A 24,610-nucleotide genomic window follows, 5' to 3' on the forward strand; every position below is an offset into this window, starting at 1 on the left:
CATCTATGGGGAAAAATAACATATGACACAGAAGATGCCATAAAGGAGGAATTAGGTGATAAGAAGATTAGAGTCGCCTGTATTGGACCTGCTGGAGAGAATTTAGTCAAGTTCGCAAACATAAAGAATGATTACTGGCGATCTGCAGGACGATGTGGCCCTGGAGCAGTGATGGGGTCAAAAAACCTGAAGGCAATTGCAGCACGAGGAAAAAAACGCTTTGAACTTGCAGATCGAGAAGGGTTCATGAAATTCCTCAAAGATATGAATGAAGAGATAAGAACGAATAAAGCTACAAGCGAAATCTACCCAACTTATGGAACACCAGTAACCGTTAACCTCGTCAATACCACAGGATCATTCCCAACAGGTGGTTACTGGAAAGACGGATTCTTCGAAGATTATGAGAAAATCAATGCTGAGGCAGTTCGTGAACAGATTACGATAAAATCGAAAGGGTGCTATGCTTGTGAAATCAAATGCGGAAAAATGGGTGAAGCAAAGCAAAAAGATGGTACTATAATCAGGATCGAGGGACCCGAATACGAAACAATTTACAGTTTTGGCGGACTGAACATGATAAACGATCTTCGAGAAATAGTGCGAATGAACGACTATTGTGACAGAATGGGCTTTGACTCCATGACTGGTGGAAATGTTGTTTCTTTCGCTATAGAAGCGTATAAACGCGGTGCTCTGCAATCAGAAATTCCATTAGACTACGGAGATCCAGAAAGTGTCATGTACATTATGGAAAAAATAGTGAAAAGAGAAGACTTTGGCGATATATTAGCAGAAGGGGTTAGAGGTGCTGCTGATAAACTCGGACTTTCAGATTTAGCAATTCATGTAAAGGGGCTTGAACCCGCAGGGTATGATCCACGGGCATTATATTGTATGGCATTGGGTTATATGACTTCTGTTCGTGGGGCATGTCATCTTCGATGCACTGGTTACATTTTTGATTTTCGAGGAGTTTCAGGGGATAGATTAGCACCAGAAGAAAAGGCTCCTCTTGTGAAAGAATATGAGGACAGATTTGTAATCTTTGATTCATTTATTCTCTGTCGATTTGTCCGTGATATATTCCCATGGGACAAAATGGTCAGGCTTTTGAAATTAACAACAGGAATGAATTTAACTGAGGATCAATTACGAAACACAGCAGAGAAAATCCATAATTTAGCGCGTATGTATAGCGTACGAGAGGGTATTTCGAGAAAAGATGATTATCTCCCAAAACGTCTTTCAGAGGAACCACTTGTTAGTGGGGCTTCAAAAGGGAAAGTAATTACTAAGGAAGAACAGGATATCATGCTTGATGAGTATTACGAACTTCGTGGGTGGGATGAAAATGGTATACCCACTCCCGAAACGTTAAAGAGAACTGGCTTAAAGTCCTTTCTATGAAAAACCAGGATAAGATCGTACTATTTTTCTTAAATAGTAGGGCAAAATCATTTAACATTTTTCTTGTAAAAATAGTCAATTTAGTAAGATTATTTACGCAGTTGAACCTTAGAGTATTTAGACCAAGTTTACACAATTAACATTATATAAGGAGATTATCCCGCTGGAAGCAGCTGAAATCAAAGCACTCGGTGGAAATAGTAAGGCAGAATTACGTACACGTGCATTAAAAATTTTAAAAATGATAGGAAAGGCTCATCCTTCAGCTAAGAAAAGAGTATTAATTCTTTTAGAGAGATGGATAACAGATAATAACCCCTACTTACGACGTACGACTTTACTCGCCGTTGGTGACCTCTTCAAAAACAAACCGGAAGTGTTGGTGAGATTTTCGGAAATAGGTATTAATGATCCTTCTTGGGAAGTCAGAATGGCAACAGCTAAAATCCTCGAACATCTTCCTGCTAGGCACAAGCAACTAAAAGGTATGGTTCGTATCTTGGCAAAGGATAAAACTACGATTGTAAATAGATCTGTGGGTGATATGCTCGCAAAGATCATCAGAAAAGAAAAACAAAAGCCATTGATGGAATTAATTAAGGAATTTGCACAAAGCGATGATAAAAACGAAAGAAAAACCGCTGCTTTTGCACTTAGGGCTATTGAACGTAAAAATAAAGAAATTATTGATGTTTTAAACGAATGGAGTCGGGAGAACGATATAAACCTTAAATGGACATGTATTTATGCTTGCAAACTACTTGGCAAGAAACGCCCAAAAGAGGTATCAAACATTCTTAATAATATAAGCCCTGAAAAAGGACTTGATCGTATTTTCAACAAAACGCTAAAAGAACTTGAGTTTCCTCAAAAAGGTTAAGAGAGAGTTTCCGATAGAAGGAAATCTCCAGCCAAGGTAGAAAAGGACACTTTATCAGTAACCTGATTTTTTCCCAGTCATACTTTCTATTTTAATTCTAACAATAGTTATAGTATCAACAATTCCTTCAGAAAACTCATACTCAACCGAAGTGTCCGAATATTTTTGAACGAGCCAATTTAACGCGCTCTTTTTTTCTTCAAAGTCCTCAACAAAATAAGCTTTCCCAAAACCAATGACGCTGCGATATTTCGCACTCCAGTTGCAGGGAGTTTTTGATTTTATGATATCGTAATCAGTATCTATCTCAAAACAAACACTGTTGTTGTTTCTAATGATATCAAGTTTTTTGCCTTCGGGCGCAGAATGAAAGTATACATAATTATTAGTATAAAAGAAATTAACTGGCACAATATATGGTTTATTGTTTTCCGAAAGCGCAATTCTGCAAACAACTGCCCTTTTTAGTATGGCTTCTATTTCATTTTTGTCTTTAATTTCTTTATCTTTTCTTCGCAATTCATTCACCTAATAAATTAAAGGTCTTCTTGCGAGTCTATCACAAAGCCATTTATATTACTATTTTTAATATAGGTTATACGCTTCACTCGATTGAAATTCTTAAGACCTGAGGCTACATTGTGATTAAATTGAATAACGAAAGGTTAGTAGAGAATTGCTTGGCTGCTAAGAGCATCTTTTTTGGTTTGGGTGTGTTTGTTTTCATGTATCTCCCAGAGGACTGGATGCTGGGTAGACTTACAGAACCTCCAGAATGTCTATCTCTTGGTTCTTGGAGCAGAAATTATAATTTCAGGTGGATAACTGATGGTTTTATTCTGACCACTTTAGAGAATCTTAAAGAGAGGAGAGGATATGCACTACGTGTTGATATAAAAATGTTTCAGGATGCTGAGAAGGCTAAGAAACATGTATTGAAAAAAATTGAGAAAATAAAGAGGAAAAATATCAAAGTATTAGAAGAGGGGAATACAAATATAGGAGAACACAATGGCAAATTTCTACTATGGACTAGAAAGTTCAAATCTTTTTTGAAGAGAAAAGAAGGGGAGGAATTTTGCGCTGAATTTCCAACCTACTGCACTAGCACAGAGAGATTAGTGTGGATCAAAGTAAGATGTAGTACACCAGAAAATTTCATACTAGATAGAGAAGATATAATGAAAATATTATCAACCATCACATGTCACGAAAAGTGAGCTATTCCCTAAATTAGCCGGAAAACCGTCGATTATTTTTTCATTAGCTGTTTCTTGATGAAAATTTTCACTTTTGATTTCTTTAAAAGCGAGTACAGTTCTCCTCTTCACTTACGTCTGCGTGTAATTTTTGCCATGCTATTTCCGATGGTTATAGCGAGATCTATGAGGGAGATTATTGTTTCTTGACTTAATTCACTTAATATCGAGAGTTGGGGATGTTCTTCAGCTATTGAGACTCTTTCTAAGAAATTCACTGTTGCAGATAGTTTTTTAAGTAACTGTTTGTCTGATAATAGTTCCAGTCCTATTTTTTCATTTGTAGTTTTAACTTCCAATTGATTTGGTATTCCTTCAAGTACTATATCCGTCAATTTCTCAAGAGATTGTAGAGAAGTTCTTGTATATTTGCTACCTTTTTTAAACATTTCCATTTTAAAGGGAGGTTGTTTCGGAAAATCCGCGTGTATATATAATTTATCCGTTATTCCTCTGAGCCTAGTTACTAAATAGTACAAAATAATCTCCCGAGATGACAATACTACATCTATTTCCGTTTTATCCAAAGACCCTAATCTACTACATAATATTGCAAATCCACCTGAACCCAATTTTTTAAGACTAACCGATTTCGAATATTTCTTTAATTCTTCAGACATCACTTTCCAAATCTTTCTTTGCAATCTGTAATTATACTTTGCACCAATCGCATATCCCAATACAAAAAGAATTGCTATTGCTATCACTACGTATAGAGCAACATCATTTGACAGAAGTTCCATAGCATATCACCTTAGCAAAATAATTTGAAGATAATTCTCGTGAGTTCATACTTAAATAATTATGATGTGTTTCGTCGAGAAGATTTTTGAATTTAATTGAGTTGAATTCGTAAATTTAAAACTTTTAAAACTTCATCAAAGGAGCTATCTGGCATTTAAGAGGTTGTTAATAACTCTATTGTATCTAAACCATAACCCTATTGTATTTTAATACCTTAAATTCTTATAAGATTGTACTCGTTTATTTTTACGAAATAAGGAAATATTTACTGGAAAACTTAAATATTTGAATACACGACAATTCTGTTGGTGAGTATAGAATAGACGTTCACCTAATTTATGGTTACAAAAAGGTTTTACTATTTAATATTGTTTAAGGAAATAAGAAGTTGTGAGGAGTAACTGTGAAGGAAGAAAAGAAACGCTCGCGGACAAGAGATGCTATAACTGCGGTGAAAGACTTTATTTATGGTATGGCATTGCACGATATGGTTAGGTATATGCTGAAAACTAGAATGTATCTTGAACATCTGTTTATGTTAATGACACTGGGAGACATGCTTGGAATGCCAGTATTACCACCCTATTATTCGCTAAAGGTTTTGCCGTATTTAACGCCAAAAATTGCAAATTGGAAGAGAAGAATGTTCAAAGAAAGGGACCTTACAGACATATTGTTTTAAAGGAAGAAAATTTGTGTCAATATCGTTAAAAATTAGATGGACAAAAGTAGATTTGCAATATTAGATTGGTCACAAAAAAAAAGTAATATGGCAATCAGTTTAGTCAATTTTATGTTGTGACTAAAGTATCGGTTATTAGTAATCGCGTGATTGTCAAGTTACAATGTTGATTTAGACCACCAGAGCGAACTTGTTCTCCATGTGTGTAAAATCCTACAATTGGCATTCTCTTTGTGAATTTCTGTATATTTCTGTATTCTTCCCTAAGTTTGTTGACCTTTGACAGGTAAATTTTTCGTCCAACGCTATTATAATCAAACATAATAACAGGCTTAAATTTTTCATATTTGTCGAATAAGTCTTTTGCGTCTGCTTCTGATTTGTCAGTCAGGGTGTCTGGTGTACCTTCTAATACTTGAAGCCCTATGCCTTCTGGAATATAACTCCAAAAAGTTAAAGATCCGTCTTCCTCAACACTATGGATGTCTCGTGTCCAGATCCGCCCTTGAGGGTCTTTTATGCCAATCGGGTAGCCTGTTCCTCCAAGCCCAGAGGCTCCTCCGAACGTTACAAAGGGATAATACTGTTTAATCGCTTCTACAAAGATCTCACTACCCTTTAATTCACTTATTTGTTCAGCATACCATTCAGCGGCAGGTTGGTTGTTTATAGTGTAGACTTTATGCCATAACGTTTGTTTCCGGTTCTCTGGTGGAGCTGCTTTCGTTACTAATCCCACTTTACCTGTAGGTTTCCAGCCGTGCCCTGAATCGATAACCATAAACACTTCTGAGGATATTAATCCTAACACAACAGCATCTGTATATGCCTTGCCATTGACGAAAACGTAGGAAGGGTTTTCCGTTAGTGCGTTACCAGCCGTTCCTCCTACCACAGGAATATTTCCGAACTCTTCTTGAATGCCGCGCATGACCCCCTCTTCGCCTCCTACAGATCCATGCATGAGAATATAATTCGTTCCTTCTTTCAGTGCTCCTCCTTTAGCCGTTAAGGATCCCAACGCCATATTAAGTGCCGCTTTTCCTGCATCCGTATCAGTTTCGCTGACATTTTTTCCAACGCCCACACCAAACTTTATGTATGGAGACGATATTATTGCAACCACAATACTGTCCTCGAATAATCCTGCCGAGGTAATTTCCCCTGAAGTGGTACATCCAATCCAGGGGAAATTGCGATCAATCGCTGTGGGATATTTCTTCATCTCTCCCAGAGAGAATTCTTGTATGCGAGGCACCTTACGATTAATTGTTGCAGAAGCAAGAAACCCAGCATTAATACCTGCTGCAACCTCTTTTGGATTATATTCATATGCAGAATAAACAAGAGCTAAACTAAAACTTTCACCACCAAATTTTTTTAGTGCTTCAGATGCGGTGATTTTCGCCAGATCGAAATCCGAAACCCCTTCTGTAGTTCTTCGATACGCAAATCCAGTTTTAACATTTTTCCCAACTATAACTCCTTCATATGACTCTTTAGGAAATCCTGTGCCTTTCTTATACATCAGCTATCCCCCTATAGCCCCCGGAAACTATTTCAGGATTTCATTAAAAATCAAGTATTAGAGGATGCGTCCTGAATTATGCTATTACATTTAAATAATAGTTTCTAATTATATATGTATACTCCTAAATAATTACATAAAATTGAGGGAGAAATAGGGGAGAAAAATATGGCATTATTTCCAGCTTATTTCGTGGCTCTAGGACTTGTCGTGTATCTTGTAGCTTACTTCGTCTACGCCAAATGGTACGATAAAAATATATGGGGGCCAGATCCTAAAAAAACTACGCCAGCCCATATGTATATGGATGGAGTAGAATTCTTCCCCACAGGCAGATATGTCTTATATGGATTTCAATTTAAAGGAATTGCCGGTGCAGCACCAATAGTTGGTCCATTCGTAGCCTTATCCTTCGGATGGCTTCCTGCACTCCTATGGATATTGCTTGGCAACTTCTTCATAGGATGGCTACATGACTACAACTCACTCTTTGTATCCATTAGAAACGAAGGAAAAACTCTAGGCCCGCTAACATATGAATTCATCAGCCCTAGAACAAGAAATGTCTTGATGGGATTCCTCGTCTTTTATCTACTAACGATAACTGCGGCATTCATGTGGGTAATTGCCACCTTATTCACATTAAGAGGAGGAGCAATGATATTCATACTTTTCGTATTCGCAGCAGGCATAATATCCGGCGTCATGTTATACATAATGAAGCTTCCACTATCAGTTACCACCATCGCCGGCGTTATCATAATGATAATCGGGATTATTGTAGGTTCATGGCTAATTCCGCTTCCTTTCTGGGGTTACGCATCTTTGGCTGCGGCTGATAATGCAGGAATCTATGGATTGATGTTAATATTAATATCAGTACTATGCCTTTTTGGAGCAGTCCTACCGATAATACGTTATGCACAACCAGTGAACTACATGGCTTTCTGGCCATGTTTAGCGGGAATTATTCTATTAATTGTTGCTGAATTAGCATCACCACTCACTGGAATAGCCCTTCAACCGCCTGCAATACCAACAAAGTGGTATTTTCCAAGTCTTGCATCGGGACCAGTGTGGCCGATGTTATTTGTAGCGATCGCATGCGGAGCGATCTCTGGTTGGCATAGTTTAGTTGGAACCAGTGGTTCGGCAAGACAATTAGATCTTGAAACTGATGCATTACCGATTGGAGCAGGATCCATGCTAACTGAAGGACTCTTAGCATTGGCTGCCCTAGGGGCATATATGGCATTGGATACTGCTACTGCAGTGAGCCTTGGAAGCGTTGGAGGACTTGCAGGAGGAGCTAGTGCACTACTACTTCCCATACTTGGAGCAGCGGCTTCACCAGCAGTATGGACTTTCTTCGTTGCATTTATAGCGTTATATGCCATAACTGTCTTACAATTGGTAATCAGATTTATGAGAATGGCGTTACTTGAAATGACTGCAAATATTCCGCCACTTAGAGCACTATTTGCTAATAAGTGGGTAGCGTCTATCATATGCCTTCTGCTAGGTGGAATTTTTGCGTACAGTGGATTATTCACCTTCATATGGTACCTTTTTGGTGGAGCTAATCAATTGATGGCTGGCTTGATGTTGTTACTTAGTACCGTATACTTAGCATCCATTAAAAAAACTACGAAGTATAACTTGATTCCAGCGATTTTCATGATAGTTACATGTCTAGCTGCCCTTCTATACTTAAGTGGAGTGATGTTATATAGAACTGCTATAGGACAGCCACTCGTAGCGAGGTTATTAGCCCTCCCACAAAATATAGGATGGGCTACAGCATTTACTGTTGCTTTCGGAGTTGTAGGGCTTATTTTAGTAATACTTGGCTTGATAATGGCATACGACAGCTTTAAATCGTTGAGGCGAATTTGGGCGGCCTCCTCGTAAAAATGGAGGTTTTGTCCATCGCGCTATTTTTTTTTTATCTATTTTATTCTTGCGAATTTTGAAAGTCAATATTAACACCTAATTCTTAGAACCAAAAACAGAAAATATGTCTGATGAACTAAGGAAAGGTTAGGTCTGTTCTAAGGGAAAAACATACCACTTTAGATGTACTTAAAAGTAACTATTTCAAAACTGTTATATACGGCGTGATTTAAATGAACAAAGATGTTGCGTTCTCCGAAGATTATTATAAGCAATCCTTAAGTAAAGCCTCTGTGAAAATTGAAATAATATCCAATGCCAACCTTTTATAGTCACTGTCATCATTGCATGCATATCATTCATGTAGCTGGACTCAAACCCTACGAAGAACAGCTTAATGAGTATCCAAAAGAGATGAGGGAAGAATACTTCGCAATTTCGAAGATTGGGGAGAAGTTAATTCGCGATTTTAGATTTTCAGTGAATTTAGAAGTGACGGATGGAGCTTCGGTGAAGGGATTTTGGAAGTCGTTAAGGCATAAGATATGGAAATATCCCGTGGTTCTGATAAATGGAAAGAAAGTATTTAACAGGATTCCAGAGTATAAGGAACTTAAAGAAAAAATATTTGAGTATGTTAGTGAAGTGAATGAATAACTTATTAGGCTGAAAACTATTCTATAGAAAGCATTATACGTTATCACATCCTATGTTTAGGGGGAAATTTTGGTTTAATTTTCATTACTTTAGTCTTATTTATCAGTGATTAATCCACGCATGAGGAATTACACCTTTCATATGAAGTTTTATAACTTCTCGAAGAGAATTTGGTGATACGTTAGCTAATTTGATATTGAATGTAGGGATGGAGCGTAAGTGAAATTTTGGAAAAAGATTAAAAATTCTTTAAAAAATGTCTTATTCGGTGCGACTGTCACTAATATTGTAAAAACTTATAAGAAAATGGCATTTGAGATGAATGCTGCTTTAATGCTTGTAACAATTGGGGATTTAATTGGGGTTGTTGTAATTCCTCCCATTTACAAATACAACTTATTAGTACATTGGTTTCCGTACATTAATGTTTGGAAGAGGGATCTTTTAAGGGAAAAGGAGTTTCTGGAGAAGTTGGGATAGGAAATTCTTTTTTTTGCTTACAATTATTAATTTGCCATGATATACTCTCATATCAAGTTTCATAGTATATTTAATAAGTTTTAATAATATACACTTAAAAAGAGATTATAATGTACACATACAATAATATTCTTATTTTTACCTCTCTGTAAATAGGATAAATTTTGAGTGGGATTCGTGTGAAGGAAGAAAAGGAAAAGAAGAAGAAAAAGGGTATTAAATCTGCGATGAAAGAATTTGTTTACGGTATGGCAACACATGACATGGTCAGATATATGTTGAAAACCAGAATGTACCTTGAACATCTGTTTATGTTAATAACACTGGGCGATATGCTTGGAATACCTATATTGCCACCCTATTATTCGTTAAAGATTTTGCCGTATGCAGTACCAAATATTGCAACTTGGAAGAAGAGAATATTCAGGGAAAGAGACTTTACCGACCAATTGTTCTAGAGGGGGAAAAACTATTGCCACAATCGCTAAAGGAGTTCTTTGAAACTCATCCTGAAGTTAACGTAGCCATTTTTGCTGGTAAGGGAGGTTTAGGGAAAACTACTTTTAGCGCTGCTACAGCGCATTGGCTGGCTAAAAAGGGCAAAAAAGTTTTATGTTTTAGTACAGATCCTCAAGCTTCTCTTAGTGACATCTTTGAGAAGGATCTCTTTGGTAAAGGCGAACAGGAATTAGCAAATAATCTTTATGTAATAGAAATTGATGCGGATAGGAAGATAAGTGCATACCAAGAGGAAATCAAGCAAAAAATTTTAGACATGTACACGCTTGACGAGTTACCTCCTGAGATAGACGAATATATTAAGTCTGCTGCTGCCGAGCCTGCTATGCATGAAAGTGCCACTTTTGATGCTATGGCTGACCTAGTAGCGAATGCGGACTATGATTTTTATATTTTTGATATGCCCCCTTTCGGGCATGGAGTGCGAATGATTAGCATGGCTCAAATTTTAGATGCATGGATAGAAAAAATAGAGGAGACACGTAAAAAAGCCTACGAATACAACGCTGTTGCCGCTACTCTTAGGGGTTCTACCACTGAAGAAAGTCAGGATGCTATGATTAATGAAATTACTGAAATCGGGAAAAAACTTGACCTTTTCACAAAATTCCTATCTGATCCAAAGAAGACTGCATTCTTTATGGTTTTGATTCCAGAGAGGATGGCAATACTTGATACCAAGAGAGCATTAGAAATGTTTGGCAAACTAAACTTAAAACTCAGCGGTATTATTGTGAATCAAGTATATCCTGTAGAACTTTTACAAAGAGAGGAACTTAGCGACTTTCTAAGAAATAGGATAACAGGGCAACAGGAATACCTAAAAGACATCTGGAATGATTTTAGAGATCACATAAGAGCAATTTGTCCTATGTTTGATAGAGAACCTAAGGGTTTAGAGATGATAGCTAAAGTCGCTGATCGTGTATTTGAGAAACCTTGGCTGGAGGGGGAAACAAGCGGTGAGTAAAACGTCTGAAAAAGAACCAAAAACTTTATTAGAATTTGCAGAGGAAAAACCTAATTTAAAGTTTTTCTTCACAGGTGGAAAGGGAGGGGTTGGTAAAACCATTGTAGCAGCGGGAATAGCACATTACTATGCATCAAAGGGTGAAAAAATCTTATTGGCTTCGCTTAACCCGGTTCACTCACTATCAAGTATGTTTGGACAAGAGCTCTGGGGAGGAGGCATCAAGAAAGTTGAAGGTGTAGAGAATCTTTATGCTATTGAAGTTGACATAAAAGAAACTGTGCAACAATATAAGGATCAACTTGCAGAAAGATTAAGATGGTTTCTGAAATGGGCAGACATCCCAGTTAAGGCAGATGATTTCACAGCCATCGCATCCACAAACCCAGCTTTCGAAGAAAGTGCCATGTTTGACGTCATGCTTGATCTTATGTTAAAGGAAATTGAAAACTATGATAAAATCGTTTTTGACTGTGCAGCCGTAGCTAATGCTGTGAGATTGCTTGGATTAGGTAAGATATATGATCTTTGGCTTTCAAGAATGATAGCGTCCAGAGAAGAAGCTATGTCACTTCGAGTAAAACTCTCCTTTAGAAAAGAAAAAGTGAAGGAGGAAATAAAGAAGGATCCGATGATGGCAGATCTACTAGAAATGAGAACAAAAATGCATGAGGCTAAAAAGTATCTAAATAATCCTGAGGCTACAGCATTCTTCTTCGTAACCATTCCACTTGCACTTCCGATTGCTGTCGTTAAAAGATTTATTACGATGGTTCGGGGCTTTGATATACCAATTGGCGGAGTTTTCGTCAATATGGTGATACCTGAGGATGTTGTAAAAGGCAAAGTCACAGAATATATGGAAAACAAATATAAGGAACAACAAAACTATCTTGGAACAATTAAGAAAGACCTATGGCCTCTCGTTAGAGGAGAAGTTCCGTTATTCCAAACTGAAATCGTAGGTATTGACATGATTGCTAAAGTTGCAGACGCTGTCGCCAATTGGAAACCTCATAGCTAAAAAGTCGATTTTTTAACATTTTTATTCTCCAAAACAAAAGTAAAACCATATGCTCGGCCTTTCGCTAAATTGTTTCGGAGGGGACTCTCCATCTAATAAAGTTAAAAGCAAAACATATATTGGGCAGAATTGCTTTGAAATAGTTGTTAGATGCCCCTGTTTAAATTTACAGATTTTTCTATCGTATTCTTAGCACTTACATTTTTACCAGAATCAATAACTATATATTTATTCTTTACTTTTTCTTGTCAGCAGGACTAGGTCGGTCCGAATCCACGCCTGTGGATCTCTTTTTGAGATTATTGGAACAGGACGTCTCTCCAGTAGGTAAAAGTAGAATGATCAACTCTCATTATAAACTTCTTATTGTCACTTTTGACGATATTGATATTTTGCCAGAGATAAAACAACGCGTTGGAGATTATTTGCAATGTGACATTGTCGTAAAAAACAACCATCATCCAAAGGTAAGAAAGAGTGCTAAACAATATTTTGGGTTGTGCTCAAATGCAAACGATTTCTTGTCTCTTCTTGTTCCTTTAAAAAATAGTTATGATTTTGTTCTAGGGATCGTTAAAAGAGATTTGTATGTACCTCGGTTAAAGTTTGTGCTGGGTTTGGCAAATCCTCTAGAATCTGTAAGCATTATTTCCTTAGCCCGTTTAAAATCGTCCAATAAAAAACGGTATATTGATCGTGCTGTGAAAGAAGCTATTCACGAATTAGGACATCTGCTTGGCAGAGAACATTGTGAAAATCCAAAGTGTGTGATGAGATTCTCTAACAGGGTGATTGAGACAGATAGAAAAGACGATAAATTTTGTGTGAAATGTTTAGGCTCATTACAAAAATAGCATGCACCTCTTATTTTATCTAATGAAATTAGGAAGCATTTCTTCATTCAGATAAAGCCTCAGATATGACTATTCTACCTTCGCGTGTATATTTTTCCAGAAGATTCCAAGTAGGCTCCCCAGAATAATCCAAAAAGGAAGAAACGATTGAATACGAATGAGCGCATATATTAATAAACTCAAAAACAGGTATATTAATATATATGCAGGTAGATATAGACTATTTTGTTTAACAAAATTCAAGGTGATGGTATGGCGGAAGAGGAATATTCTGAAGAACATAAACAGCATCTATGCTATATGGTTGCAAGAAAGGGTCTTCTCATGGAAGACAATCTAAAAACCCTTAAGAAAATGGTGTCGAAGGCTAATTTTGTGTGTGAAACCTGTGGGCGGGCAGCTAATAAAGCAGAGAGCCTGTGCCATCCCATAAAACTCTAAAATTTCAACTTGGAGGTGCTAAACCGTTGGCAAAATTACCTCCCAAATCCCATTATCCATCAGAGCATGTGAATCATTTGTGCTATATGGTACAACGCCGAGGCCTTTTGACAGAAATAGACGTAGACAGAGTTAAGAAGCTGGTATCCCCCGCTAAATTTGTCTGTGCCGACTGTGGTCGAGTTGCAGCCAAATCCGAGAACCTATGCAATCCTGTGTCACTCTAGGATTTCAAGAAGAGGCGCCCAGATGCAAATTGTTCGAACATTGATTCAAAACTAAAAAGTACAAACCTCTCCCAAATAGGATCGTGTGTCAGCGGAGTTCTAAAGGCTTTGGCCGGGTTCTGTTGCGTCGGAAACACCCAATTCCCTCTTTTTTTTTAACATCCTGTTATGGTCCATTTATTGCAAAAGCCGCAATGAGGATTAGCTATATCTTTTTCTCATAAATCTGATTGAGTTTAACAAAAAAGCATTCCTAATTTTACGACATTAACTGAAGAGCATACATGTAATACGATGCATCCCAGAGACCTCATAAAGTAGTAGATAGTGAAAGATCTCTGATGAACAATAATACGAGATTAAAAGAAGTGGAATGACTAAATTAAAAAAAAAGAGTTGGCGCATGGTGTAGATGCGTTAAATTGGTTTGTATTTATTCTGGTGGAATTTCTTTGAATGTTAATGATAGCGGAATTCTGTTCTTATGATAGATCCAAGCGATTCCGAAGATGATCCAAGCGATGAGCCAGAACACGAATGTAAATGCGAGATTAGCTACACTTACAGCACCTGAGAGCGTTGGAGTCATACCGGCATATGCCATCCAGGCTGAGACAATAAATGAGCCTATAGCTGCCCATTGGATCGTGTAGAATGGACCGATTTTCTTTCTTACAATGTCCGGCGCTAATTCAAAGGATTCTTTCATTTTCGTTGGATATATAAACCCAGCTATTGATGCGATGCAATTTCCTACGAACCATCCTGTGATGATATAAACAAAGAATGCCATAATTGTTGTGAAGATCCATAGTACCATGAAAAGAAATGCCACAATGCCGCAAATGATTAGAGCCACCCATGGTGTTGCAAAGCGCGTATCTACAGCGCTAACCTTTGTAGGTAAGATTCTGTCGAAGCTCCAGCTGAACATCAATCTTGTGCAGGTGTAAACATATGTGAGTCCAGCGGCCCAAGTCATCATCATAAATCCTAGGCATATAATGAAGTAAGCACCGAGATTATCTGTTGCAAAAATGGCAAGAACTGTAAACCATGGTCCTGTTATCGCTGCTGGCATCGTGTAATACGGGCTTCCATAAACATAGGTTGTACTGATTGCGTTAACGAAAGAGCCGCCCATACCAATATAAGCCGATTGGTAGATCATAAAGGTGAGCAGACCAAAGACTATGACTGCACCTAGAATGGCAATAAACTGTGATCTTCGAACATCTTTAATTTCACCAGCAATGTACACTGACTGTGCAAATCCAAGGAAGTTGATCATTGTGAATGTCACGCCTAGCATGGTCGCTGCAAGTGGAAAAACGGTCATTAGTGGCAGTCCATACGTATTCGCTACATCGTTCCCCGCAGCAATGGTTCCTGCATAGGTCATATCACCAGGGATGGAAGATGCATCAAAGTTCGCAGCATACTGTGCGGGCGTTATACTTGCAAAGACTGCTGCAAAAGTGACAATGCCTGCCACAATAACGAAGAATGCAATCGTTAACACCCTAGCGTTCCATTTTGATCCAAGTGCTGCAATTAGTGAAACAAGTATGATATAGACTGTACCGAGTACCATCATCGTGACTGGATTCAAAACTGATGCTGCCGCCATTGGATTCCCCATTTTCACTAAGAGTGGTGCGATCGCATACTCCAAGGTCCAAGGAATCTCCGTTCCAACTAAGCTAATAAGTACAATGAACAGGAAGAAATTCGTCATAAAACCGAGACCTGGATGAACCGTACGACTAATCCAGATATAGTCACCACCAGAACGTGGTGCAGCCGCCGAATAGAGACTATAGAAAATAGCTATGATCAGACAGATAGGGATACATATCAGAGCAGTCGTGGGTAGATATACCCCTGGAAACGTGACTGTCGCCCAGATACCATAGATATAGACCGCTGAAGGAGCCATAACCAGTACATTGAAGATCAATGTTTCCCATGCGCTAATGTTTCTAACTAAACCAGAACTTTTTCGAGCAAAGACTTCGCCCATGTTTGTTTTCTCCTAATTTTTTTTAACTATAGTATAAACAACTGGAAATGTTTGTTTGTGAAACAATGTACTATTTATAACTTTTGTGTCGTAAAAAGAAAAATATATTGATATTTGTAAAATAGAATAATGGTCTATGTAATTTTTTTTTGAATAATACAAATATAATAACAGTAAAAAAGTTTAATTATGTAAATTTTTTTTATGTCAAAAACTATTAGAAATTTGTATCTCTAAAATTAGTGGATTTTTTGTGAAAAACTTGCATATTTGTATTCCTCATAAAGAAAAGACCATTCAGTTGTGATTTTATAGATTAATACTTTTGGAATTTGCCAAAAATCACTAGTTCTCTTATACTAAACCAAAGCAACTGATCGATAAGTATAGCAAGTAATAAATAAGTATATTTTAAGTTTTATTTATTAAAAAATTCTCTAATGCTTTATTTTCATTGTTATCATTTCCTTGATTTATCAATTAACCTTTTTCGTCTTCTAAAATATCATCGAACAACTGTCCAGCCCTGAAATATGGGCTTGAAATTAGGTGAACTTGCATACATAAAGATTTATAAAGTCAAACGTCCATATATTCTTTGAGAATGATTCTACCGGTGATATTGTGCTAGTCTTTAGCACCAGGGTAGATTATTCTCTAAAAAATACATTGGCAGTGGTGGGTATGGGTATGGGAACAATCCTATTGGAAATAAACGGCTTTAATGCAATCCTCCTGGAAATAAGCGGCTTTGACGCAGTTCTATTAGATATATCGGTCGGTTTTTTCATTTCAGGTATAATACTCTTTGTACTGACAGCCATTCTTCTCGGCGTTAGTTTTGACCATGGCGGAGATCATAGTGTAGATGGACATGACATAGATGGGCACGACGTCAGTCATGATATTAGTCATGACGTTGGGGATCATAGTATAGATGGGCACGATGTTGGAGATCACGACCTTTCACACGGAGTGGGACATGAAGATGTACACACTGAAGCAAGTGGTGATAGTGCTCCGATAATTCTCCTTGTATCAACATTTATGTTGAGTTTTGGAGCGATGGGCATCAGTCTCTTTCAAATCCAAATGGATTCATTTTTAAGAACTCTAATAATCTTCTTAACGCCGATAATTCTTTCAGCATCGGTTCGTGCGCTATGGAAAAGAATTGCAAAAAGTGAACTTGGTAGCATTGTTCATCCAAAAGAACTTGTGGGAAAAAAAGGCACTATTGTTCATCAGACAACGTATCGAGGAGGCTCAGTGCGTGTTACTATAGAAGGCCCTATGGGGTCAATCTTATTACCCGCTAAATCATATGAAGCCGGCGAAGAATTCTACAAAGGAGATATAGTTGAAATATTAGACGCAGAAGGAACCACCTGCCTTGTAAAAAGAATTAATAAGGAGAGTGAACTATAAAATGCTTCAGTTAGGAGTTTTAGGTCCATACAGCGTTTGGATTGTGACTGTGACTGTTCTGTTCTTCTTCTTTCTGCTATACCTGCTAACCAGATATCGCAAATTCAAGACAAATGAATTTGTAATTTTTCTAAGAAATGGTAAAGTGAAGAGAGCAGGGCTTGGTGGACGATTGTTTTTACTCCCGCTGATTGACGAAGTAATTGTGATACCGACTACGATCCAACAGACATCGCTTGAGGCAAAAGAAAAAGTAGTTTCAAGAGAATATCAGAACATTGGAGTTACAGGATTCGTTTTTTGGCAAGTAACTGAACCGAGTGCAGCTTTTACAAGTGTTAGTTGGGATAAACGTTCAGGAGATTATGTTGAAACTGTAATCAAAAATGCTGCTGAGAGTATCATCAGGACCACGTGTGCAAATATGGCGCTTGAGGATATAATTAGAGAACGATCCAAAATTATTGATGCTGTGATTAGCGAACTTCATGACCTCATGGCAAACTGGGGTGTGACCGCCCACAGCGTAGAGATACGTGATGTCGAAGTTTTAGATCCTGAACTGAAGGGAAATATGGAAGCTGTGAAGAAAGCAGCAGAGGAACAAAAAGCTAAGCTTCGGCAGGCTGAAATGCGTGAGATAACAAGAATGCGAGATTTGGATGTCCTTGAGAAAACTGGAGTAGCAGAGCAAGAAATTCAACTCGAAATTCAATCTAAAGCTAAACAGCGGGAAGTGAAAGTACAAGAACTTGAACGACAACGTATTGAGGTTGAAGCTACTGCAGAAAAAAATCGCCTTCAATTAATTGCTGAAGGTGACGCTGCAAAAATAAAACAAGATCTGGTTGCTGAAGCTGAGGGTGTTTTGCAACAAATCATGGCTTTAAAAGAATCAGATGAACGCCTATTTCAATTAAAACTCATTGAAGCGATTCCTGGAATCTTCCAGAAACTCCCAATTGAAAAGATGTACGTAATAGGTGACTCAAATAGCGCATTTGGCAGCATCGCAGGCGCAGTTATTCCGTTTATTCAAGTACTACAAGACTTACTTCGATCGCAGAAAATTGATTTACCTCAAGTTGCTAAGAAATTCTTAGATACAGCAAATCCAAAATCTTAGACAGATAATCTCATAATATATTTCTTTTTTTTTAATCAAGTTTTTTTTGTTTTATTTATTTATAGGCCTTAATAGAACTAATACCTGAAAAAAAAGGAATACATCAGATATAGTATAGTTCATTACAATAATATAAAAAAAAGAGGACTTGTTATTCGAAGGCTTCTTCAAAAGCTTGTGTTACTTTGTCACCTTCCTCGATTCTAAGAACCCTAGGTCGACCTCCTCGATCACTTCGTAGTTTCCTAGCCACTATGTTAGCTTTGAACTTCTCTTTCGCAGAAGCTCCATTGCCGATCCACAGGTAGATTGTGTCCAGCGTTTCTACGATATAGCAGTTGCCAGAGTCTAAATTATTCTTAGTGAGAGGAACTCTTGCCAATTCTACTTCTTCAAATGTCTCGCCGGCGATGCGGTACATCTTGTTCGCGAACGTTGTTGGTGGAGGTTTCTTTAATATGGATGCCGCCTGATCTCCTTCAACTACCATAAAATTCTCAAAGAGACTTCGAAATTCTGGGGGTTCTTCTCCTTCGTCTACGGTATCGATATCAGCTTCTCCTCCACGACTTTGGTCTAGTAGGACTGAACTAACTGAAGTAAGGAATTTCTCATCGACACTTGATTCACTTCCAATCCAGCAATACATCTTTAAACCCGCGTCGACTAAATAGGAATCGCCTCTTGTAAACTCGCTAAAACCTTCGGGCATTTCTACAAGTTCTCCTTTTTCCACACGGAACACTTTCATTTTACTCGTTTCCTCCTTCTTAATTAAGAGTTAATTAACTACTCTAAAGGTATTAATCAAAAACACTTCTAAATTCATCAGTTTCTTGTCCTTCTTCTATTCTGCGAACCTTCGGTCGACCACCTCGGTTACTTCTAAGTTTTCTAGCCATAACATTTCCACGGAATTTTTCCATTCCTGATGCTCCTTTGCCAATCCAAATAAAAATCGTTTCTAGTGTCTCAATTAGGTATACATTGCCAGAATCAAGATTGTCATCACTCACAGTAATTTGAGCCATTTCAACTTCTCCAAATGTTTCACCAGCAACTTGATACATCTTCTTGACAAAGGTTTCAGCTGGTGGCGCTTCCAGAAATCCTGGGATATCTCCCTCGACTACGCGGAAACGTGAGAAGAGATTTCGAAATTCTGGAGGTTCTGAACCTTCCTCGATTGTATCTATGTCTGGCAATCCTCCACGGCTTTGGTCTAACATTGTAGAAGATACACTACTCAGAAATTTCTCATCAACTGAACACTCTGAGCCCAGCCACACATAGATTTTTCCAAGTTCACCAGTATCAACAAGATAACAGTCTCCATTCGTAAAAGTCCCATCAAAATCTGATAATTCTACTAAATCATCTTTTTCTGCGCGAAATACTTTGATTTCACTCACGTATTTGTCCTCCTCATAATAAGGCGATCAACCAAACTTTGCAGTTTATAGCATGTTCCAGATGTTTGGATTGACCGTGTATATTCGTTATAAGAAATTCCGACACACTCTTTAATAAATGCTATGACAGCTTTGGATCGTCTGTTTAAAAATAGCAAAAACCAATATTCAAACTCAATGATGTTCCACAAAATAGACGCCCAATATTATTAGGATAGCGCCTAAGACTGTAAAATATGTAATGATTTCTCCAATGATGAAAAAAGCAAGGATCGGCACAAAGATTGGCAAGAGAAGGAAAAAAACACTAACGCGGGAAGCCTCTTCAGTTCTTTTCAAGCATGTAAAAAACAATAAGGTTGCAATTGAGTTTGCAACGCCTAGATAAAGAATGCAAGACCAAGAAATCATTGATGCCGCTAAAACCAAGCCTACGTCTTCTATTGAAAAACTCAGCACAGCAAGCATGGGTGCACCAATAGCAAAACTTAAACCTGTTACGAGGGCTGGTTCGAATCTATCAGTTACCGTTTTACCAATTACACTGAAAACGGCCCAGCATATAGCAGAAGCTATGATTAAGAAATTTCCTAGAATTCTAGCTGATGTCAGAGCACCGAAAAACAAATCGCCCTGTGTTAAAATCAGGATCACTCCCAAGAATGCGGCAAAGAAGCCAACGGATTTAAAAAAAGTAAATTTCTCATTCAAAAAGAGAATAGATAAGATTGCAATAAATACGGCATCGAGATTTATTAATACCCCTCCATCTGTTGCAGTTGTGAGAGTAAGAGCACTAAAAGTTAACACATAACATAAGAATACCCCCACAAAGCCTAAGATAAGAAATATACCCCAATCTCTTTTTTCAAAAGTTTTTATAGCAGAAAATTGCCTTGTCGCGCCAATAAATACCATCATTAGACACGTAGCTATCGTAAATCTCAAGGTAGCGAAACTTACGGGCGGGAGTTCATTAAGCCCAATTTTGATAACAATCCAGCCTAGAGAATAGATCCAAACAGCAGCCATCATCATCGTGAAGGTTACCCGGTCTATCCCTGAAACGTTTGAGATCTCAGTCAACCCCTAATGCATTCCTTAAATATTTGCGTTGCTCAAATGTTAGTTTTGAAGACTTCATGTGTTGCAGTTATTAATGTTTTGAACTGAACACCACATTCGTCACTCCAAAATTTGCCTACTAAAAACTTTATAGAGGGTATGTACACTTCATTAAAGGGGATTAGTCTTGAAGATCAATCTACCTTATGGGAAAGAAAAACTCACGCTTGACTTACCAGACACGGCAAAAATTGATGTTTTAGAAACTGCAGGAATAAGACAACCACTCTCCGAGCAAGAGGTTGATAGTATATTAGAGAACCCTGTGGGACAACAAAAATTAGAAGAACTGGTCGATAAAGGAGATCAAATCGTGATTATAGCCTGTGATAAGGCACGACCTACTCCAAATGAACTTCTTATAGATTTTGTCATATCACGATTATCTCAGGTCCCTATTCCTGATAAGAATATAAGTATTGTCTTCGCTCTGGGAACTCACCCGCAAATGAATGAAAAGGAAATGCGTGCATTAATTGGAAAGTATTATAATCGGTTTCAAATTTATCAACATGAAGTCGATACAAATACAACCATCTTAGGAAAAACGAAACGAGGTACTGAGGTAAATATTAACAACAGGGTCTTAGAAGCTGATATAAAAATTGGTCTGGCCGATGTAGCGCCGCATCCCTGGGCAGGATATGGAGGAGGAACAAAAGTAATCTTGCCAGGTGTCTCAAATAGACGTTCAATCAATCATAATCATCAGATGATGACTCTTCCTAATGTGAAGTTTTTAGGAGTTACGAAAGGAAATCCAATTCGCGAAGACATGAACGAGGCTGCAAAAATAGCAAGCATGGATTATATCGTCAATGCTATCCTTGGTAAAAAACTGGAAACCCTAGGCTTGGTCGCAGGTGACCCGATTAAGGCCTTTGATGCAGGAGTAGAAATCGCCAAAACTGTTTATGAAAGACCTATTCCAGAAGAATACGATGTTGTAATTGCGACTTCATTCCCAATGGATCTTAATTTTTATCAGGGTTCAAAAGGTTTCGATAATGCAAGAGTTGCTGTCAGACCAAGAGGAAAAATTATCCTGTTTACACCAAGCTATGAGGGCGTTGGAAGAGAAGATTTTGCTTACTATTCGACACTCGGTGAAGCGGAACTAAAAGAAATTTTACTTAGCGGAACTGCACGTGATCTTATCGAAGTTTTAGTTGCTTATGATGACATAAACCGCACAAGAGAAAAGGCGGATATTCATATTGTTTCGAAAGGTCTGAAAAGAGAAACAGTTGAATCATGGCGTATGGCTTATCATGATTCACCAAAAGAGGCAATTCGAAAAGTCATTGAGCCAGGTGATTCCGTGTTAGTTCTGCCTGAAGGTGCATTTACATTACCAGTTTTAAAAGAATAATGCATTACATTTATTTAGAAAAAAGCCGTACAAGTGCATAGGACCAAAATAATTCAATTTATTTGTGTTTTAATTAGTTTAAATAAGCAAGAACCGCATTATTGTAAAATTATAAATACAATGAGGGTGCAATAACGTAAACTCCATAAAACAATCAGATGGGTTTGATGAATAATATTAGTTCTATTAAATCAATTATCCGTAAAAAAAAGATGACTTTTATCATAATTTGTACGATAATCTACATGATTGCTGTAGTGACTTTTGCTATGACATTATTTAACCAACGTTCACGTACGTTAGAAGAAATGATTGAGCAGGCCCCACCAACACCGTATACTCTAACAGACTGGGAAACTGAGATTATTTTGTCAGGCACTCCTTCTGGGCCTGAACCGAAATTCATGAAGGGAGAAGAAGGGTTGAATTTAGCATACCGAGAGTTCGTTCCAGAAGGATGGAATGGCAATGGTCCTATAGTAATATACGTTCCTGGATCAACTTCTCATTCAGGACGCTATGCCTTGGTGGGATACGGCTTGGCGAAACGAGGAGTTTTTGCTCGAATCATTGACACGAGGGGGCATGGCCTTTCTGTCTGCAAGTCAGCAACGGACTGTAGTGACCCTGCTTTTACTCCTAGAACCCCTGTTGACGATTCGAACTATTATCCCGGTAGGATTGGTGATTGTTTAGACGCGGATCAGATTTCGCGTGATCTTAACACTCATCTCGAGGACTTAAAAAAGAAATGGCCAAAAGCTACGTTTCACCTAGCAGGACATAGTTCTGGAGGCGGATGTATTTCACGTTTTGTCGAATACGTTAATAAGACTCTAGAAAAGGACTTAGCAGAAGTGGTCGATTCTATTGCTCTTGTTGCTCCTTACAATCATTATCAAGCCCCAAATCATATTCGAGAGACTAATGACAACTACGCTTTAGTCCATGATTATGCCATCCAAAAGGCTATATCTGGCGACACTCACGTATACTGTGTAGGCTTCAATCACAAGTTTGCTAACGAAACTATCAACGCCGCTATGCAAGATCCACTTAGGGTGAACCAATGGACGTGGACTATGGTCAATGGTATGGCAGCCACGAGCGCCACAATGTTCTGGATGTATTATAATGTCCCCGTGATGCTTATCATCGGCGATAAGGACGCATTATTTGATATTGATGAAACACGTAATCAATTTGAGCAAGCTCCCGAAGCCAGAGCATTTGTTGTATTAGAAAATCACAGTCACATCGGAATGGCGTGGAGTGACGAATCAGCTGCAGTACTTGCGCAATTTTTTGAGAATCCTAACTCGGTTCAAAGCACCTAATATTTCTACTTAATTAAAGAAATTTATTCCTTTGGCTTTCCTTGTCTAGTAGAAATCTTTCGATTAGATTTAAATTAATGAAAATTATAAGACCTGTATTAATGGTGGTGAAAATGGTGGTCAAAATAACAAACGATATTGTCTATGGTTTGATCCTAGGTGTCATTACATGGATAATTGGTTTCATAATTGTTGGTTACGCTGTTATAAATGCTCCCGAATTGTATCTAACTACTGTATTAATAACAGGAGTCATTAATACAATACTTGTGGTTCTTATCGTCCGTGCAGCTGTCTACCGGACACCCATGTCAGTATGGGCTGCGGATTCTCTCCTGATAGGGTTAATAATTATGATACTTAATTTTCTGCTTGACTTTGCCATTCTAGGGGTAATGCTTCAACAGGATTTCGTTAACTATCTTTTAACCTCAACTGTTCTCATAGTTTACCCACTCGCCATCCTCTGGTCACTTATTGGCGGATGGCTTGGTTCTTTGAAGCTATAAAACTTCTCTAAGAAACTTCACTTTTCTTTCTTGAATCTTATCTCGATTATCTTTTGCTCGTCTTCTTCTTAAGATTTTTGTGTCCATAATGAAACGAAGGACTTTATAGATTTCTAGAGTGCGTTCTAAGATGAAAATAGTGAGAACAAGCTTTATATAGAAGTATAGAAATTTTTCACATAGAGTAGGATAAAACAAAGAGGGTAAAAAAAATGCAGAATTGGATAATATTTCTGGGACCTATTATAATATGGATCGTAATCGCAATTGTGGTCGCAGTCTGGGTGTACAAAGATGCAGAAAGCAGGGGAGAGAGCGGAGTACTATGGTTAATTATTGTACTGATTGCAGGAATAATCGGTTTGATAATCTGGCTGATTATTAGAAGAGATAAACCGGTAGTATCTTAAACTTCTTCCTTTTTTCCAATTTTTTCTACACTTAAATTAAAGAAGCAAAGTTTTTCTATAATATTTTTCACCTTTTTTCAAACTCACTTTAAAAATCTTTTGGTAATTAGTACGATTATCAGAACCGTAAACAAGGCTTGATCAGAGACGTAAACAAACCTTATATAGAAGTATTGAAATTTTTTACTTAGTACAAATAACAAAAAGGAAGGTAAAATAAAATGCAATATGGGTTATTGTGGTATATACCACTTATTGTGTGGTTCATAATCGCAATTTTGATCGCAGTCTGGGTGTACA

26 protein-coding genes are annotated in these 24,610 nt (G+C 37.7%); 19 read left to right on the forward strand and 7 right to left on the reverse strand.

Features of this window, described 5'->3' with window-relative positions; translation table 11 throughout:
* Both QVB70_RS00525 and QVB70_RS00530 read left to right on the forward strand, forming a co-directional pair.
* On the forward strand, positions 1-1,410 hold a 1,410-nt coding region (locus tag QVB70_RS00525; RefSeq protein WP_287582315.1), incomplete at its 5' end, for an aldehyde ferredoxin oxidoreductase family protein.
* Between the two features lie 241 nt (positions 1,411-1,651).
* Positions 1,652-2,290, forward strand: a complete 639-nt coding sequence (locus tag QVB70_RS00530; RefSeq protein ID WP_287582317.1) for a hypothetical protein — start codon at positions 1,652-1,654, stop codon at positions 2,288-2,290.
* 54 nt (positions 2,291-2,344) lie between these two features.
* On the opposite strand, the gene QVB70_RS00535 is transcribed toward QVB70_RS00530, so the two are convergent.
* A complete protein-coding gene (locus QVB70_RS00535; protein ID WP_287582319.1) occupies positions 2,345-2,809 on the reverse strand; it encodes a pyridoxamine 5'-phosphate oxidase family protein in 465 nt (154 codons plus the stop codon).
* Between the two features lie 131 nt (positions 2,810-2,940).
* Here QVB70_RS00535 and QVB70_RS00540 point away from each other — a divergent pair, with 131 nt between their 5' ends.
* The gene (locus QVB70_RS00540; RefSeq protein WP_287582321.1) at positions 2,941-3,510 is read left to right on the forward strand and encodes a hypothetical protein; all 570 of its coding nucleotides are present in this window, start codon (positions 2,941-2,943) and stop codon (positions 3,508-3,510) included.
* A gap of 107 nt (positions 3,511-3,617) precedes the next feature.
* Here the strand turns inward: QVB70_RS00540 and QVB70_RS00545 are convergent, their stop codons facing one another.
* Positions 3,618-4,292: a hypothetical protein gene (locus QVB70_RS00545; protein WP_287582323.1), complete on the reverse strand. Its 675-nt coding sequence runs from the start codon at positions 4,290-4,292 to the stop codon at positions 3,618-3,620.
* A 404-nt stretch (positions 4,293-4,696) separates the two neighbouring features.
* Here QVB70_RS00545 and QVB70_RS00550 point away from each other — a divergent pair, with 404 nt between their 5' ends.
* Positions 4,697-4,975: a hypothetical protein gene (locus QVB70_RS00550; RefSeq protein ID WP_287582325.1), complete on the forward strand. Its 279-nt coding sequence runs from the start codon at positions 4,697-4,699 to the stop codon at positions 4,973-4,975.
* Between the two features lie 109 nt (positions 4,976-5,084).
* On the opposite strand, the gene QVB70_RS00555 is transcribed toward QVB70_RS00550, so the two are convergent.
* Positions 5,085-6,503, reverse strand: a complete 1,419-nt coding sequence (locus QVB70_RS00555) for an FIST signal transduction protein (protein ID WP_287582327.1) — start codon at positions 6,501-6,503, stop codon at positions 5,085-5,087.
* A 168-nt stretch (positions 6,504-6,671) separates the two neighbouring features.
* Between QVB70_RS00555 and QVB70_RS00560 the strand changes: the two genes are divergently transcribed.
* The 9 genes from QVB70_RS00560 to QVB70_RS00600 all read left to right on the forward strand — a co-directional run bounded on the left by QVB70_RS00560 (position 6,672) and on the right by QVB70_RS00600 (position 13,568).
* On the forward strand, positions 6,672-8,414 hold the full coding sequence (locus QVB70_RS00560) for a carbon starvation protein A (RefSeq protein WP_287582329.1): 1,743 nt from the start codon (positions 6,672-6,674) through the stop codon (positions 8,412-8,414).
* A 297-nt stretch (positions 8,415-8,711) separates the two neighbouring features.
* Positions 8,712-9,053 (forward strand): hypothetical protein, encoded by a 342-nt coding sequence (locus QVB70_RS00565; protein WP_287582331.1) that lies wholly within the window; start codon positions 8,712-8,714, stop codon positions 9,051-9,053.
* A gap of 219 nt (positions 9,054-9,272) precedes the next feature.
* Positions 9,273-9,533, forward strand: a complete 261-nt coding sequence (locus QVB70_RS00570; RefSeq protein ID WP_287582333.1) for a hypothetical protein — start codon at positions 9,273-9,275, stop codon at positions 9,531-9,533.
* 227 nt (positions 9,534-9,760) lie between these two features.
* The gene (locus tag QVB70_RS00575; RefSeq protein WP_342766527.1) at positions 9,761-9,991 is read left to right on the forward strand and encodes a hypothetical protein; all 231 of its coding nucleotides are present in this window, start codon (positions 9,761-9,763) and stop codon (positions 9,989-9,991) included.
* A gap of 14 nt (positions 9,992-10,005) precedes the next feature.
* On the forward strand, positions 10,006-11,022 hold the full coding sequence (locus tag QVB70_RS00580; RefSeq protein WP_287582337.1) for an ArsA family ATPase: 1,017 nt from the start codon (positions 10,006-10,008) through the stop codon (positions 11,020-11,022).
* Positions 11,015-12,046, forward strand: a complete 1,032-nt coding sequence (locus QVB70_RS00585) for an ArsA family ATPase (protein WP_287582339.1) — start codon at positions 11,015-11,017, stop codon at positions 12,044-12,046. The genes QVB70_RS00580 and QVB70_RS00585 overlap by 8 nt, the downstream gene beginning before the upstream one ends.
* A 293-nt stretch (positions 12,047-12,339) precedes the next feature.
* Positions 12,340-12,900, forward strand: coding sequence for a hypothetical protein (locus QVB70_RS00590; RefSeq protein ID WP_287582341.1), 561 nt, complete (start codon positions 12,340-12,342; stop codon positions 12,898-12,900).
* A 252-nt stretch (positions 12,901-13,152) separates the two neighbouring features.
* Positions 13,153-13,341 carry a hypothetical protein gene (locus QVB70_RS00595; protein WP_287582343.1) on the forward strand — a complete coding sequence of 63 codons (189 nt, stop codon included), beginning with the start codon at positions 13,153-13,155 and terminating at the stop codon, positions 13,339-13,341.
* Between the two features lie 26 nt (positions 13,342-13,367).
* The gene (locus tag QVB70_RS00600; protein WP_287582345.1) at positions 13,368-13,568 is read left to right on the forward strand and encodes a hypothetical protein; all 201 of its coding nucleotides are present in this window, start codon (positions 13,368-13,370) and stop codon (positions 13,566-13,568) included.
* A 433-nt stretch (positions 13,569-14,001) separates the two neighbouring features.
* Here the strand turns inward: QVB70_RS00600 and QVB70_RS00605 are convergent, their stop codons facing one another.
* Complete coding sequence (locus QVB70_RS00605; protein WP_287582347.1) at positions 14,002-15,591, reverse strand: APC family permease; 1,590 nt, start codon at positions 15,589-15,591, stop codon at positions 14,002-14,004.
* 690 nt (positions 15,592-16,281) lie between these two features.
* Between QVB70_RS00605 and QVB70_RS00610 the strand changes: the two genes are divergently transcribed.
* On the forward strand, positions 16,282-17,019 hold the full coding sequence (locus QVB70_RS00610) for a hypothetical protein (protein WP_287582349.1): 738 nt from the start codon (positions 16,282-16,284) through the stop codon (positions 17,017-17,019).
* A 1-nt stretch (position 17,020) separates the two neighbouring features.
* Positions 17,021-18,145, forward strand: coding sequence for an SPFH domain-containing protein (locus QVB70_RS00615; protein ID WP_287582351.1), 1,125 nt, complete (start codon positions 17,021-17,023; stop codon positions 18,143-18,145).
* Between the two features lie 151 nt (positions 18,146-18,296).
* On the opposite strand, the gene QVB70_RS00620 is transcribed toward QVB70_RS00615, so the two are convergent.
* The 3 genes from QVB70_RS00620 to QVB70_RS00630 all read right to left on the reverse strand — a co-directional run bounded on the left by QVB70_RS00620 (position 18,297) and on the right by QVB70_RS00630 (position 20,643).
* Positions 18,297-18,896, reverse strand: coding sequence for a hypothetical protein (locus QVB70_RS00620; RefSeq protein WP_287582353.1), 600 nt, complete (start codon positions 18,894-18,896; stop codon positions 18,297-18,299).
* Between the two features lie 52 nt (positions 18,897-18,948).
* On the reverse strand, positions 18,949-19,557 hold the full coding sequence (locus QVB70_RS00625) for a hypothetical protein (protein WP_287582355.1): 609 nt from the start codon (positions 19,555-19,557) through the stop codon (positions 18,949-18,951).
* 174 nt (positions 19,558-19,731) lie between these two features.
* Entirely contained in the window at positions 19,732-20,643 is a 912-nt protein-coding gene (locus QVB70_RS00630) for a DMT family transporter (protein ID WP_287582357.1), read from the reverse strand.
* Positions 20,644-20,809: 166 nt separating this feature from the next.
* On the opposite strand from QVB70_RS00630, the gene larA reads away from it, so the two are divergent.
* The 4 genes from larA to QVB70_RS00650 all read left to right on the forward strand — a co-directional run bounded on the left by larA (position 20,810) and on the right by QVB70_RS00650 (position 24,310).
* Entirely contained in the window at positions 20,810-22,054 is a 1,245-nt protein-coding gene (larA, locus tag QVB70_RS00635) for a nickel-dependent lactate racemase (protein WP_287582359.1), read from the forward strand.
* 167 nt (positions 22,055-22,221) lie between these two features.
* On the forward strand, positions 22,222-23,391 hold the full coding sequence (locus QVB70_RS00640; RefSeq protein ID WP_287582360.1) for an alpha/beta hydrolase: 1,170 nt from the start codon (positions 22,222-22,224) through the stop codon (positions 23,389-23,391).
* A gap of 113 nt (positions 23,392-23,504) precedes the next feature.
* A complete protein-coding gene (locus QVB70_RS00645; RefSeq protein WP_287582361.1) occupies positions 23,505-23,900 on the forward strand; it encodes a hypothetical protein in 396 nt (131 codons plus the stop codon).
* A 212-nt stretch (positions 23,901-24,112) separates the two neighbouring features.
* On the forward strand, positions 24,113-24,310 hold the full coding sequence (locus QVB70_RS00650; protein ID WP_287582362.1) for a hypothetical protein: 198 nt from the start codon (positions 24,113-24,115) through the stop codon (positions 24,308-24,310).
* Positions 24,311-24,610 lie beyond the last annotated feature (300 nt).

It is taken from the genome of Candidatus Borrarchaeum sp. (genome assembly GCF_019058535.1).
In the GTDB taxonomy this organism is placed as follows: Archaea; Asgardarchaeota; Sifarchaeia; order Borrarchaeales; family Borrarchaeaceae; genus Borrarchaeum; species Borrarchaeum weybense.

What these genes read in the sequence shown, in the direction of transcription:
- QVB70_RS00530 (WP_287582317.1), top strand. Translation starts at nt 1,652, where the DNA reads ATGATAGGAAAGGCTCATCCTTCAGCTAAGAAAAGAGTATTAATTCTT.
- QVB70_RS00545 (WP_287582323.1), bottom strand. Translation starts at nt 4,292, where the DNA reads ATGGAACTTCTGTCAAATGATGTTGCTCTATACGTAGTGATAGCAATA.
- QVB70_RS00555 (WP_287582327.1), bottom strand. Translation starts at nt 6,503, where the DNA reads ATGTATAAGAAAGGCACAGGATTTCCTAAAGAGTCATATGAAGGAGTT.
- QVB70_RS00560 (WP_287582329.1), top strand. Translation starts at nt 6,672, where the DNA reads ATGGCATTATTTCCAGCTTATTTCGTGGCTCTAGGACTTGTCGTGTAT.
- QVB70_RS00565 (WP_287582331.1), top strand. Translation starts at nt 8,712, where the DNA reads ATGCCAACCTTTTATAGTCACTGTCATCATTGCATGCATATCATTCAT.
- QVB70_RS00575 (WP_342766527.1), top strand. Translation starts at nt 9,761, where the DNA reads ATGAAAGAATTTGTTTACGGTATGGCAACACATGACATGGTCAGATAT.
- QVB70_RS00595 (WP_287582343.1), top strand. Translation starts at nt 13,153, where the DNA reads ATGGCGGAAGAGGAATATTCTGAAGAACATAAACAGCATCTATGCTAT.
- QVB70_RS00605 (WP_287582347.1), bottom strand. Translation starts at nt 15,591, where the DNA reads ATGGGCGAAGTCTTTGCTCGAAAAAGTTCTGGTTTAGTTAGAAACATT.
- QVB70_RS00610 (WP_287582349.1), top strand. Translation starts at nt 16,282, where the DNA reads ATGGGAACAATCCTATTGGAAATAAACGGCTTTAATGCAATCCTCCTG.
- QVB70_RS00615 (WP_287582351.1), top strand. Translation starts at nt 17,021, where the DNA reads ATGCTTCAGTTAGGAGTTTTAGGTCCATACAGCGTTTGGATTGTGACT.
- QVB70_RS00620 (WP_287582353.1), bottom strand. Translation starts at nt 18,896, where the DNA reads ATGAAAGTGTTCCGTGTGGAAAAAGGAGAACTTGTAGAAATGCCCGAA.
- QVB70_RS00640 (WP_287582360.1), top strand. Translation starts at nt 22,222, where the DNA reads ATGAATAATATTAGTTCTATTAAATCAATTATCCGTAAAAAAAAGATG.
- QVB70_RS00645 (WP_287582361.1), top strand. Translation starts at nt 23,505, where the DNA reads ATGGTGGTCAAAATAACAAACGATATTGTCTATGGTTTGATCCTAGGT.
- QVB70_RS00650 (WP_287582362.1), top strand. Translation starts at nt 24,113, where the DNA reads ATGCAGAATTGGATAATATTTCTGGGACCTATTATAATATGGATCGTA.